Genomic DNA, 11,777 nt, shown 5'->3' on the forward strand with positions numbered 1-11,777 from the left:
CCACCTCGATGCCGTGATCACACAGTTGCATGTGGGGTTGCCACGTTTGGCGGACGATCATAACCGGGTGCGCGGCATAACGGCGTGGCCGTGGATAGTTAGTATCAACTTGAACGTACATTAGAATGAGCGCCCCCGACGCGGCCGGACCGGTCCTGCGCGGTGCTTTCGAGCGCGTCGTCATCGACCCGCCGCGCGCAGGGCGCTGGGGCCCATCCAGGAACTGAATCTGAGTGCGGTGCCGCGCCTCGTCTATGTATCCTGCCATCCGGCGACCTTGGCCCGCGATGCCAAGGTCCTATGCGCCCAACACGGTTTCCGCCTCGAGGCCGCCGGGGTATTCGATATGTTCCCGCACACGAGCCACATCGAAGCCCTGGTCTTGTTCGTACGTGGCTACCCCGTCACGTAGCCCCGCTATAATGGCGGTGCCGGCCGTATCGGAGGAGGTAACGCCATGGCAATCGAAGACGAGGGCACACGCACCGAGCTCGAAGCCGCCGCGTTCCGGCGGCTCGTGGAACATCTGCGTACCCACAACGAGGTCCAGAACATCGACCTCATGACCCTCGCGGGTTTTTGCCGCAATTGTCTATCCAAGTGGTACTGCGCGGCGGCCGAGGAACGCGGGGTGGCGCTGAGCGAGGACGAGGCACGCGAGATCATCTATGGCATGCCGTACCGCGAATGGAAGGCCAGATTCCAGAAATAGCGGGTGTTCACAGCGCACCCCAAATTTAATTAGGATTCTGGCGGGCGCAGGCTCACGAATTCCTCGGCCACCGTCGGGTGGATGCCGAGCGTGGCATCGAACACAGACTTGGTGACCCCGGCGCGGATGGCGATCGCGATCCCCTGGATGATGTCCGCGGCCTCGGGGCCGACCAGGTGGGCGGCCAGGACGCGATCGCTCGTGCGTTCCACGATAAGCTTCAAGAAGGCCTTTTCCCCGCGCCCCGTGAGGGCGTGTTGCAGGGGCGTGAAGCTGCGTTTGAAGACCTCTATCGCGGCATGGCGCTCGCGCGCCACGGCCTCCGTCGGCCCCACGGCCGCGAGGACCGGCTGGCTGAAGACCGCGGTCGGGACGCCCTCGTAATCCAGCTCCCGCGCGCCCTGGCCGAACAGGTGATGCGCCACGACCGTCCCCTCGGCCAGGGCCACGGGGGTCAGCCGCACCCGGTCGATCACGTCGCCGATGGCATATACCGACGGCACCGAGGTGCCGTAGTTCGCATCTACCGCAATGGCCCCGCGCTCGGTGCGGGCGACGCCCACCTGTTCGAGCCCCAGATCCGCGACGGCGGCGGCACGGCCGGTGGCGAACATCACCCGGTCCGCCTCGATGCGCTGCCCGTCCGACAGGAGCACGTGCAGACCGGGTCCCAGGGATCGGATCTCCCGCACCACGGTATCGAAGCGTAAGTCGACGCCCTTCTTTTTCGTTTCCTCGGCCAGGAAGGCGCATGCCTCATCGTCGAACCCTCGCAGCAACCGGGGCCCGCGGTGCACGAGGGTGGTCTTGGCGCCGAGTCCATGGAAGATCCCGGCGAATTCGACCGCGACATAGCCGCCGCCCACGATCACCACGCGTCCCGGCAAGGACGGCAGCGACAGCGCCTCGTTGGACGTGATGGCGTGTTCGCGCCCGGGGATATCCGGGACCTCGGGCCAGGCACCGGTGGCGATGAGGATGTAACGGGCGCTATGACGCGCCTCGCCGATCGCGACGGTATGTGCATCGACCAGCACGGCGCGACCCTCGATCGGAGTCACGCCGTGCTCCCGCAAGAGGCCCTCGTAGAAGTCCCTCAGGCGCGCCACATAACGATCCTTGTTGGCCACCAGCCGGCCCATGTCGAAACCCTGTGGCTCGCACGCGAAACCGTAGCCGCGCGCGTCCTCCATGCCTTCGCGGCAGTGTGCGGCGTAGACCAAGAGCTTCTTCGGTACACAACCGACGTTGACGCAGGTGCCGCCGAAGTAGCGCTCCTCGGCGATCGCGACCCGAGCCCCGAGCGTCGCGGCCGCGCGCGCCGCCCGTAGCCCCCCGGAGCCCGCGCCGATCACGAACAGGTCGTAGTCTTGTGTCATTCAGGCGCCAGAGCGCTGCCGCTAGGATGGGTAGGAATCTCCCGTCCATGACCGTACCTGCCTGTCCCGATCCGCACGCCACGCGCCTCCTACGCCGCGCCACGTACGCGTCGGTCGCCGTCCGGCCCCGATCCGCCTGCACTACGTCGGGGAGGTACTGGTCATTCTCCGCATCATCGCTGCGCTCTGCCTTGACACGCTCCTTGGCTGGCCCGCGGCCGATCCGACCCTCGCCATGGTAATCACGGTTTACCTGCTCTACAACGGCGTTCGGCTCGCGGATCCGGCGGGCATCGCCGCGACCCGGCTGAACAGCTAGCCCGCATGGCGCAAGGGGGCGACGGTGCCTGTGGTCGCCCCCGCCGCGGCGCGGCTCCACCGGCGCTCGTGAGACATCCGCGGGTCCAAGACGTAACTCTCGTATGAGCAAACACCTACCGTCTCACCGGGTGCCGTAATCTACATATGGCCTGTCCTTTGCATCCGGCGTTGCATGCCCAACCACGCGACCGACGATCGGCTGGAACGAGGAGCTAACTCGATGGACAGAGGACAGAGACACAAGACGCAGACCGCCTGTTGCGCGCTCGCCCTGCTGTTGCTGGCCGCACCCGCGCCAGCGGAACGGGCAACCGAGCAAGGAGAGGTGGTCGAGCTGCACACGGATCAGGCCCACGGAAAGGCGACGGAGGGCATCGGGATGGATCCCACGAGAGGCAAGGTGGGGTCCTCCCTTCTTGCGGTCTATCAGGAGTATCGAGCGCATCAGAAGCTGCGCCGCGCCGGGCCCATCGGGGACGGCCCAGCCTTCGGACCCAGCGACGGGCTCGCTCGAGTCCAGGACGGCTACGTGGAGATCGAGGCCATCGCCGCGTTCGACGGTGGCGGCCTGGTCACCGATCTCGAAGAGATGGGCATGCACGACTCGATGGTGCTCGGGCGCCTGGTATCCGGGCAGTTCCCCATCGCCAAGATCGAAGGGCTGGCCGACATACCGAGCCTCCAGTTCGCACGTCCGTCATATACGGTGACCAACGCGGGTTCCATCACGACCGAAGGCAACCGCGCCATCCTGGCCGATGTGGCCCGCACGGACGTCGGAGTCACCGGCAGCGGTGTGACGGTGGGCGTGATCTCCGGCACCTACAACTGCCTGAACGGTGCCGAGGCGGTCAAAGACTCTGGTGATCTGCCCCGCTCCATCAACGTGATCGAGTCACCCAAGCAGGATGAACGGTGTGGTGTCAAGGACGACGAGGGAATGACACCCTGATGGGGAACCATGGACGGGATGTGCTGAAGGGTGGTCGTAGCAGGGACCGGTTGGATGGCGGCCCAGGGACGGACGTCTGCAAGGGAAAGCACAAGCGCCGGTGCGAGCGATGACAGGAGTTCAGGGAAGCGGTATGTCCCGCTGACCCTCGCACCGGATTTAAGGGACCCGGCCCCGCCTCGAGCGGGGCCTTTTTTTTAAGGGAGGCCGTTCGCAGAGACGCGATGCGCGCGGGTGTTATGGAGGGCCGCGGAAATACCCGTAGAGCGTCGTCAGGCCGCCGATGAGGGCGAGCCCCGCGATGTAGAGGTCGGTCGCGCCTTCTTCGACGTCGATGCACATATCCTGATTCTCCGTCGGGCTCACGTAGTCCCAGAAGCCGAGGTAGGCCGCGAACAAGGATATTGCGGCCCCCACGGCGACGAGGCTCGGGAGCGGATGCGATCTCGGGTGGCGTGCGGGCATGGCGGTCACTCCCATTGGCACCAAAAGTAATGTTCACCGACAAGGTTCATTGCCCAGTAGGCAGTCAAGCCCGACTGGTAGTCAAGCTCGACAGGTCATCAAGCCCGCTGCGGCGTCCCGCGAGGGGCGGGCCCGTCGGGTCTGGCGCGGCTGCCGGCGGAGACGCCCGGTGTGGATAGCGACGGGCTATCTTGCGATAATGGCGCGGTCCCGAAGGCGTGCGTGACGAGGAAACGCCATACACGGGTGAAATGCCCTTTCGAAGAAGTGATCGCGGCGGATGCCACCCCCCTGGAATCGGAGGTCGCCGGCCTCATCGTGGAGACGCTCGACCTCAAGATCGAGCCCGCGCACATCGAGCCTGAGGCGCCCTTGTTTGGCGCCGGTCTCGGTCTCGATTCCATCGACGCCTTGGAGCTGTCTCTCGCCATCTCGCGCGCTTATGGTTACCGGTTGCGCTCCGACGACCCCCACATCACCGAGACCTTTTCGTCGCTCAGGGCGCTGTGTAGCGCCATCGCGCGCTGTCGTACCAAGTGAGGCGCATGGTACCCATGAACACACTCCCCTTGCTCGGTCCTGCTGACCTCGATGCGGCAATGGCCTACACGGAGGGCGAGCCGTATACCCGGGCCCAGTTCCTCGCACAGGTCATCGCGCTTGCTAACGAGCTGCCGGACCGGCCCGCGGCCCTCAACCTCGTCCGGGACCGATATCACTTCCTCGTCACCTTCGCGGCCGCCCTGCTGCGCGGGCAGACCACCCTCCTGCCGCCCACCCGGGCACCGACGGCTTTGGCGGGGCTCGCGCAGCGGTACCCCGCGAGTTACTGCCTGACGGACGGACCCGAAACCGTAGAGGCGCTTGCTGCCTTTCACTACCTCCCGGCTGATCGGCCGAGCCAGGAACTGCGCATCCCGGAGATCCCCAGTGATCAGACCGCTGCCGTGGTCTTCACCTCCGGTACCAGCGGCGTGCCGAAAGTGAACCAGAAGACCTGGGAGGCGCTCAGCATCGTGGCCCGCCGCACTGCCGTGCGCTTCGGACTCACCGATCCGCCGGCCGTTACCGTGGTGGCGACCGTACCGCACCACCACATGTTCGGCCTGGAAACCTCGATCATGCTCCCGCTCCAATGCGGGCTCGGCTGTTATGCAGGCAAGCCGTTGTTTCCAGAGGATATTCGCCTCGCCCTCCAAAGGGTACCCGCGCCCCGCGCGCTGGTCACGACGCCCTTGCACCTGCGCGCCTGCCTCATGGAGCGGCCCCCCTTGCCGGCGCTCTGCTTCATCCTGTGTGCGACGGCGCCGCTCGCCCGCACATGGGCCTTGGAGGCCGAGGCGATGTTCGACACCCGCGTCCACGAGATCTACGGCTGTGCCGAGGCCGGGAGCGTCGCGACCCGACGCACGGTGGCGGACCCCACCTGGCAGACGCTCGATGGCATCACGGTGTGCCGGGACGCCGACCAAGACCAACTGGAGGCGAGCTATCTCCCCCGGCGCGTCCCGTTCCCCGATCGCATCACCCCCCTCGGTGCGGGGCGCTTCCTCCTCCACGGACGGCCCGCCGAGGAGGTCAACGTCGGTGGGCGACGCACGACCCTGGCCGATCTCGACCACCAGTTAAACGCCATCGATGGGGTGCGCGATGCGGCGTTCTTCCTGCCACCGGATGGCCAGGCGCTCGTCACCCGACTCGTGGCCTTCGCGGTCGCGCCGGGCAAAGGCCGGGAGGAGGTCATGGCGGAGCTCAGGAAGCGCATCGACCCCGCGTTCCTGCCGAGACCCCTTTACCTCGTCGAGGCCCTGCCGCGCAACGAGACCGGCAAGCTGCCGCGCGAGAGGTTGTCGACCCTGGAAGAGACCTGTCGCAGGCGGTCGATCCATGGGGGCTGACAAGACCTGCGTGATCGATCCCGGTCATCCGGCGATCGCGGGCCATTTCCCCGGTGACCCGGTGGTGCCCGGGGTCGTGATCCTCACGGAGTTAATGGCCGCGGTCCTGGAAGGCACCCGGGAGGGGATCGCCTTCACCGCCGTGCCGCGGGTCAAGTTTCTGTCACCCTTAAGGCCTGGGGAGACCTTCGATCTGCACTGGGAGGGCGTTTCGGATGGGGTGATCGCCTTCACCTGCACGAGCGGTGGGCGGCCCGTCGCCATGGGTCGGCTGGCCTTCCAGCCGAAGCATCGATGAGCCTCGGCTGGCGCAGACAGCGCGAGCGCGGCCATTGGCTGTTATTGGCAACGATCATCGGGATCGCGCTCGGCCTCGGCCGTAGCGCTGCCCGCGCCCTGCTCTATCCGATCGTGTGGTACTTCGTCGTGTTCTCGGGGCCTTCCCGGCGCGCTGCACGGCGCTATCTGGCGCGCGTCCTGGGCCGCCGCCCCGGCCCGTCCGATCTCATTCGGCACTTTTACGCCTTCGCCTCGATCATCCTCGATCGGGTCTACCTATTGACCGGCCAATTCCACCGTTTCAACATCACTACCGAAGGCCTGGAGGTCCTCGCAGCGCGTCTTGGGGAGGGGCAGGGCTGCCTCTTACTCGGCTCGCACCTCGGCTGTTTCGAGGTGGCGCGCGCGTGCGGCCGGGGATATGGGATGGAGGTCAAGCTGGTCATGCACGAGGACAACGCGCCCATGATCCGGGCGGCGCTCGCGCGGCTCAATCCCGAGGCCGTGGCCGATGTGATCCCGGCCGGGACGGCAGAGGCCATGTTGCGAGTTCAGGAGTGCCTGGCCCGGGGCGGGGTGGTGGGAATCCTCGGGGACCGCGTGGTGAACCCGGCGCACATCGTCGAATGCCCGTTCCTCGGCAGGCGCGCGGCCTTCCCGGCCGGCACCTTCCGGCTGGCGAGCCTGCTGGAGGTGCCGGTGGTGTTGTTCTTCGGTCTGTACCTGGGCGGGAACCGCTACGCGATCCACTTCGAGCTCCTGGCCGAGCGCATCGACCGCGCCCGCCCGGACCGCGCCGGTGCCGCTCGCTATTGGACGGAACGCTACGCCGAGCGCCTCGAGCACTACTGTCGAATGGCACCGTATAACTGGTTCAATTTTTACGACTACTGGGGCGAAGAGAATGCGGTCACCACTCGGCCGCGCAGCACTCGCTCGGCTCCCGGCATAGAGCCTGCCGAGATGAGGCGGGTACGTGGCTCGCGGGTGCGGCGGCCGTCACGGTGATGAGCGCCACGCCCGCTCCGGGCCAGGTTCTATCCGACGGCGCCGCGTGGCGACGCGCATGATCGAATGCCGGCCGATGAACCCGCTGCTGGTGTCGCATTACACCCTCACGAGTGCCCTCGGTAGGGGTTGCGAGGTGACCTACGCGGCCTTGCGCGCGCGCCGCTCCGGGCTCTGTCCCTGCGATTTCGAGGACGCGGCCCTCGACACCTGGATCGGCCGGGTCGCCGGGCTGGAAGACGAGCCCCTGCCGGGGGCCTGGCGAGCATTCGATTGCCGCAACAACCGCCTGGCCCTGGTCGGGCTCCGACAGGACGGTTTCGAGTCCGCGGCCCATGCAGCTCGCGAGCGCTACGGCGCCGAGCGCGTGGCCGTGCTGCTCGGGACCTCGACCTCCGGCATCCTGGAGACCGAGAACGCCTACCGGCGGCGCGATCCCGAGTGCGGCGCCCTGCCGGCGGAGTTCATCGAACGCTATCCCTATTGCCACAACACCTTCTCGGTGGCGGCCTTCGTGCGCGGCTACCTCGGGCTTTCCGGACCCGCGGCCGTCATCTCGACGGCATGCTCATCGAGCGCCAAGGTATTCGCCAGCGCCGCACGGCTCATGCGGGCGGGGCTGTGCGACGCCGCCGTGGTGGGCGGGGTGGACAGCCTGTGCCTCACCACCCTGTACGGCTTCTCGGCCCTGGAGCTGACGGCCGCCGGACCGTGCCGGCCGTGCGATGTCGAGCGCGACGGGCTGTCGATCGGGGAAGCCGCGGGCTTTGCGCTCCTCGAGCGGGTGGACCTAGCCGGCAGCGCGGGGGAGGTGGTGCTGCTCGGCTATGGCGAGAGCGGCGATGGGTACCATATGTCCCATCCGCACCCGCAAGGGCTCGGCGCCATTGCGGCCATGGGCGAGGGCCTGGCACGCGCGGGCCTTGCAGCCGGCGACATCGATTACGTCAACCTCCACGGCACCGGTACCCGGGCCAACGACCTCATTGAGGACCGGGCGGTAAGCATCGTCTTCGGCCGCGGCACGCCGTGCAGCTCAACCAAGGGTTGGACCGGTCACACGCTCGGGGCGGCAGGGATCGCCGAGGCGGTGATCGGTGCCCTGTGTCTCAGCCGGGGGCTCATCCCGGGGACCCTGAATACCACCCGCCTTGACCCGGTAATGACGAGTGCGATCCGACTCGACAACGAGGCACGGCCCATCCGCCGGCTGCTCAGCAACATCTTCGGGTTCGGCGGGAACAACTGCAGTCTGGTGTTCGGGCGCCTGTGATCCCCCCGGTGATCGCCTCTTTGGGATCGCTCCACTGTGATTACCCTACTGTGATTGCCCTACTGTGACGGAGGTTCACCTGCGCGGGATTGGCCTCCTGGGTCCGGCCCTTGCCGGCTATACCGACGACAGCCGCGCGCTTCTGGCCGGCCAGCGTCTCCACCGCTTCGAGTCCACTCCGGACCCGGTCGCCCCGCTCCTGCCCCCGAACGAACGCCGCCGGAGCAGCGCCTTGGTGCGCCATGCCCTCGCCGTTGCCGACGAGGCGATGCGCGCGGCTGAGGTCGATGCAGCCGACTTGGTGACCGTGTTCGCCTCCTCCGGTGGCGAGTACGCGATCCTCGATCGGATCTGCGCCGCGCTCGCGAGCCCGGAGCGGGCCGTCTCGCCTACCCTGTTCCACCACTCGGTGCACAATGCCGCGGCTGGTTACTTTGCCATCGCCACCGGGTCGCGGCGCTCCTCGACGGCGCTCGCCGCCTACGATGCGACCTTCGCCGCCGGGCTCATCGAGGCGGCTGCGCAGGTGGCGGCCGAGCCGCACCCGGTGTTGTTCGTGGCCTATGATCTGCCGCCGCCGGAGCCCATGTACCCGGCCAGGCCCTTGTCCGCGCCCTTCGCGCTGGCGCTCGTCCTCGCGCGGCAGAGGACCGCCGCCATGGCACGCCTCCAGGTGGATCTGTGTGGCCGCGACACCCCGGTGACGCGCCTATCCGATCCGTCTCTCGATGCCCTACGCCGCGGCAATCCCGCGGCGCGAGGCCTGCCCTTGCTTACGGCCCTCGGGCGCGGCGCGGCCGAGCGGGTGGTGTTCGAGTACCTGGAGGACCGGCACCTCGCCGTCCGCATCTCGCCATGATGGCCCATTGCGATGTGCGCGCCTATCTGCCTCATGCCGGCGCCATGTGTCTCTTGGAGACCGTGGAGTCCTGCGAAGAGACGCGCATCCGCTGTACGGCGACCTCCCACCTGGACCCGGACAATCCACTGCGGCGCGCGGGGGTCCTATGGGCGATCTGCGGGTTGGAGTACGCCGCCCAGACCATGGCCGTGCACCTCTCTCTGGCATCGGGGCGCCACGGTCAGCCGCGTACCGGTCTCTTGGGCGAGGTCCGGGAACTGAGGCTGGATGCCGGGCGGCTCGATGAGGTCGCGGCCCCGCTGTCGATCGAGGCCAGCCGGATCCTCGATGACGACCGACGCGCGATGTATGGCTTTCGCGTGGCGGCGGGCGGGCGCGAGATCCTCTCCGGACGCGCCTCCGTTTTTCTCGATTTATCCCGCGGGCGTGCGAATAGATCCGGGGGGGCGATGAAACGCGCGCTGGTCACGGGCGCGAGCGGGCCGATCGGCGCGGCCGTCTGCCAAGCGCTGGCGCACAGCGGAATGGAGGTAGTGGTCCATGCCCACCGCCGTGCGGATCGAGCCGCGTTGCTGGCACAGGCGATCCGAGAGGCCGGTGGGGCCGCGAGCAGCGTGGCCTTCGATGTGACCGATCGTGCGGCCGCGGGATCGGCGCTCGCCGCCGTGCTCGACGGCGGTCCCATCCAAGTCCTGGTCAACAATGCCGGGGTCCATGCCGACGCGCCCTTGGCGGGCATGCGCCACGAGCAATGGAACGCCGTCATCGCCGTGTCACTGCACGGGTTTTTCAATGTCACCCAGCCGCTCCTCTTACCGATGATGGCGACGCGCTGGGGGCGGATCGTCTCCATCTCGTCGGTCGCGGGGCGCATCGGCAACCGCGGCCAGGCCAATTACGCCGCCGCCAAGTCGGGGCTGCACGGGGCCTCGCGCTCGCTCGCCTTGGAGCTGGCGTCGCGGGGCGTCACGGTCAACATCGTGGCGCCGGGGATCATCGACTCGCCCGCCACCCAGGACGCCTTCCCCGCAGAGCGGATCGCGGCGTTGGTCCCCATGCAGCGGCCCGGGCGGCCCGACGAGGTCGCGGCGCTGGTCGCCTTCCTGGCCTCCGAACAGGCCGCCTATATCACCGGCCAGGTGATCGGCATCGATGGGGGCATGGCGTGACGCGTGACGGCGATTACTGGGCCGTGATCCCCGTCTATGACGAGGCGCCGACCATACGCGAGGTCGCCTTGCGGACGCTTCGTGAGCTCCCGCGGGTGATCGTCGTCGATGACGGCTCCTGCGACGGGACGGCCGAGGCGCTCACCGGGCTGCCGGTGGTGCTGCTCAGGAACCGCCGCAACCGCGGCAAGGCCATGAGCCTGTGGCGTGGTTTCCGTTATGCCCTGTCGCGCGGGGCGAGAGGGGTCGTGACCCTCGATGGCGATGGCCAGCATGCCCCAGAGGACATCGCCCGGCTGCTCGCCGAGAACCGACGCATGCCGGGACAGTTGCTCATCGGAGCACGCTCCAGACATGCCCGCCGCAGAGCCCCTCTGCGTAGCTGCGCCCGTTACTATGCCAATCGCTTCGCCGACTTCTGGATCTCCTGGGCCGCAGGCTACCCCATAGTGGACAGCCAGTCCGGATTGCGTTTCTATCCCCGAGAGCTACTGGGCAAGGTGAAGGTGCGACATGGGAAGGCGCGGAGTTTCGTGTTCGAGAGCGAGGTCTTGATCGAGGGCGCATGCTTCGGCTTCGAGGCGCGGGCGGTACCGGTAACCGCCCGCCCCCGCCTCGGCCCGAGGCAGAGCCACTTTCGCCCGCTCGTCGACGTCGCCCGTATTACCCGAATGGTCGCGGGCAGGCTCGTGGCACGCCGGCTGTACCTCGGCGGCCTGTATCGATCGCTCCGGCGGCCCGTCCGGCCCATGGACGAACCGAACCACACGCTCGATCCCGACTCGGCGGTGCAGAGCGCTTCGCGCATCGAGTGACCCGCGCCGGCATTGGGCGGAGCCGGCGCTCGGCGCAGTGACTCGTTGAAGCCTTGCCGGCAAAGGCGGAGACCGCTTGGACCCCGAATCCCGAGAGACCGTCACCCGATTGATCCATACCCAGCGCGTCGCCGCCCTCGGCCGGAGCTGGTGGACCCGGACGTCGGGATAGCTTACGCCTTTCGCTTTAAGTTCCTTGAAGATAGCAAGTGCTTTCGCACAGGCCTCGCGCGCAGCGCTCTGTTCCCCTTCCGCCGAGCGTACGATACCGATACGCTCGATCGCGGTCATCCTTTCTGACAGCCGTTGAAGATGGTGCTCATGCGCCTGGCTCAGGCACGTTCCGTGGTGCCTGCTCGGCCCCAGCCTTGGCTTGAGACTGCCAGAATAGTTGCGGTTCCTCGGCGATATGGTTTCGACCCGCTCGACCAGGAGGCGATAGGCGCTGGCCTCAGCTGCGACTACTATAACCAGCACCGTTGCCATAGCGGCTTAAGAGGACAGACTCCGAACGGATATGGGTGCGGCTCTTTTAGAACGACGCTTCGGCCCGTCAGGCCGCCTCTTTGAAGAGGTGACTTGCCATCCGTGAGCGGTGGTTACGCTCTTGCTCTTGGGCCTTATGAAACGCCCAGTAGGCCTCC

14 protein-coding genes are annotated in these 11,777 nt (G+C 67.4%); 12 read left to right on the forward strand and 2 right to left on the reverse strand.

What is annotated here, in order from left to right; translation table 11 throughout:
* The first annotated feature begins 238 nt into the window (after nucleotides 1–238).
* Together M3461_16735 and M3461_16740 are read left to right on the forward strand one after the other, a co-directional pair.
* The gene (locus M3461_16735) at nucleotides 239–412 is read left to right on the forward strand and encodes a hypothetical protein (GenBank protein MDQ3775873.1); all 174 of its coding nucleotides are present in this window, start codon (nucleotides 239–241) and stop codon (nucleotides 410–412) included.
* A 45-nt stretch (nucleotides 413–457) separates the two neighbouring features.
* Nucleotides 458–712, forward strand: coding sequence for a DUF1244 domain-containing protein (locus M3461_16740; GenBank protein ID MDQ3775874.1), 255 nt, complete (start codon nucleotides 458–460; stop codon nucleotides 710–712).
* Nucleotides 713–741: 29 nt separating this feature from the next.
* Here M3461_16740 and gorA read toward each other — a convergent pair whose 3' ends face one another.
* Nucleotides 742–2,091 (reverse strand): glutathione-disulfide reductase, encoded by a 1,350-nt coding sequence (gene gorA, locus M3461_16745; GenBank protein MDQ3775875.1) that lies wholly within the window; start codon nucleotides 2,089–2,091, stop codon nucleotides 742–744.
* Between the two features lie 541 nt (nucleotides 2,092–2,632).
* Here gorA and M3461_16750 point away from each other — a divergent pair.
* Nucleotides 2,633–3,364, forward strand: a complete 732-nt coding sequence (locus M3461_16750; GenBank protein MDQ3775876.1) for a hypothetical protein — start codon at nucleotides 2,633–2,635, stop codon at nucleotides 3,362–3,364.
* Nucleotides 3,364–3,477 (forward strand): hypothetical protein, encoded by a 114-nt coding sequence (locus M3461_16755; GenBank protein ID MDQ3775877.1) that lies wholly within the window; start codon nucleotides 3,364–3,366, stop codon nucleotides 3,475–3,477. The genes M3461_16750 and M3461_16755 overlap by 1 nt, the downstream gene beginning before the upstream one ends.
* Nucleotides 3,478–3,601: 124 nt before the next feature.
* Here the strand turns inward: M3461_16755 and M3461_16760 are convergent, their stop codons facing one another.
* On the reverse strand, nucleotides 3,602–3,829 hold the full coding sequence (locus tag M3461_16760) for a hypothetical protein (protein ID MDQ3775878.1): 228 nt from the start codon (nucleotides 3,827–3,829) through the stop codon (nucleotides 3,602–3,604).
* Between the two features lie 291 nt (nucleotides 3,830–4,120).
* Between M3461_16760 and M3461_16765 the strand changes: the two genes are divergently transcribed.
* The 8 genes from M3461_16765 (at nucleotide 4,121) to M3461_16800 (ending at nucleotide 11,133) form a co-directional block, all read left to right on the forward strand.
* Entirely contained in the window at nucleotides 4,121–4,369 is a 249-nt protein-coding gene (locus tag M3461_16765) for a phosphopantetheine-binding protein (GenBank protein ID MDQ3775879.1), read from the forward strand.
* A gap of 14 nt (nucleotides 4,370–4,383) precedes the next feature.
* Entirely contained in the window at nucleotides 4,384–5,727 is a 1,344-nt protein-coding gene (locus M3461_16770; GenBank protein MDQ3775880.1) for an AMP-binding protein, read from the forward strand.
* Complete coding sequence (locus tag M3461_16775; GenBank protein ID MDQ3775881.1) at nucleotides 5,717–6,025, forward strand: hypothetical protein; 309 nt, start codon at nucleotides 5,717–5,719, stop codon at nucleotides 6,023–6,025. Before M3461_16770 ends, M3461_16775 begins: the two co-directional genes overlap by 11 nt.
* Nucleotides 6,022–7,014, forward strand: a complete 993-nt coding sequence (locus M3461_16780; GenBank protein ID MDQ3775882.1) for a hypothetical protein — start codon at nucleotides 6,022–6,024, stop codon at nucleotides 7,012–7,014. Before M3461_16775 ends, M3461_16780 begins: the two co-directional genes overlap by 4 nt.
* Nucleotides 7,015–7,090: 76 nt before the next feature.
* Nucleotides 7,091–8,287, forward strand: a complete 1,197-nt coding sequence (locus M3461_16785; protein MDQ3775883.1) for a beta-ketoacyl-[acyl-carrier-protein] synthase family protein — start codon at nucleotides 7,091–7,093, stop codon at nucleotides 8,285–8,287.
* Between the two features lie 64 nt (nucleotides 8,288–8,351).
* Nucleotides 8,352–9,146 (forward strand): beta-ketoacyl synthase chain length factor, encoded by a 795-nt coding sequence (locus M3461_16790; GenBank protein MDQ3775884.1) that lies wholly within the window; start codon nucleotides 8,352–8,354, stop codon nucleotides 9,144–9,146.
* 452 nt (nucleotides 9,147–9,598) lie between these two features.
* A complete protein-coding gene (gene fabG / locus M3461_16795) occupies nucleotides 9,599–10,318 on the forward strand; it encodes a 3-oxoacyl-ACP reductase FabG (GenBank protein ID MDQ3775885.1) in 720 nt (239 codons plus the stop codon).
* Nucleotides 10,315–11,133, forward strand: coding sequence for a glycosyltransferase family 2 protein (locus M3461_16800; protein MDQ3775886.1), 819 nt, complete (start codon nucleotides 10,315–10,317; stop codon nucleotides 11,131–11,133). The genes fabG and M3461_16800 overlap by 4 nt, the downstream gene beginning before the upstream one ends.
* Nucleotides 11,134–11,777: the final 644 nt, after the last annotated feature.

Source organism: Pseudomonadota bacterium, assembly GCA_030860485.1.
In the GTDB taxonomy this organism is placed as follows: domain Bacteria; phylum Pseudomonadota; class Gammaproteobacteria; order JACCXJ01; family JACCXJ01; genus JACCXJ01.

Excerpts from the sequence above, each read along its gene's own strand:
- M3461_16740 (MDQ3775874.1), top strand. The coding sequence starts at position 458 with ATGGCAATCGAAGACGAGGGCACACGCACCGAGCTCGAAGCCGCCGCG.
- gorA (MDQ3775875.1), bottom strand. The coding sequence starts at position 2,091 with ATGACACAAGACTACGACCTGTTCGTGATCGGCGCGGGCTCCGGGGGG.
- M3461_16750 (MDQ3775876.1), top strand. The coding sequence starts at position 2,633 with ATGGACAGAGGACAGAGACACAAGACGCAGACCGCCTGTTGCGCGCTC.
- M3461_16755 (MDQ3775877.1), top strand. The coding sequence starts at position 3,364 with ATGGGGAACCATGGACGGGATGTGCTGAAGGGTGGTCGTAGCAGGGAC.
- M3461_16760 (MDQ3775878.1), bottom strand. The coding sequence starts at position 3,829 with ATGCCCGCACGCCACCCGAGATCGCATCCGCTCCCGAGCCTCGTCGCC.
- M3461_16770 (MDQ3775880.1), top strand. The coding sequence starts at position 4,384 with ATGAACACACTCCCCTTGCTCGGTCCTGCTGACCTCGATGCGGCAATG.
- M3461_16775 (MDQ3775881.1), top strand. The coding sequence starts at position 5,717 with ATGGGGGCTGACAAGACCTGCGTGATCGATCCCGGTCATCCGGCGATC.
- M3461_16780 (MDQ3775882.1), top strand. The coding sequence starts at position 6,022 with ATGAGCCTCGGCTGGCGCAGACAGCGCGAGCGCGGCCATTGGCTGTTA.
- M3461_16785 (MDQ3775883.1), top strand. The coding sequence starts at position 7,091 with ATGAACCCGCTGCTGGTGTCGCATTACACCCTCACGAGTGCCCTCGGT.
- fabG (MDQ3775885.1), top strand. The coding sequence starts at position 9,599 with ATGAAACGCGCGCTGGTCACGGGCGCGAGCGGGCCGATCGGCGCGGCC.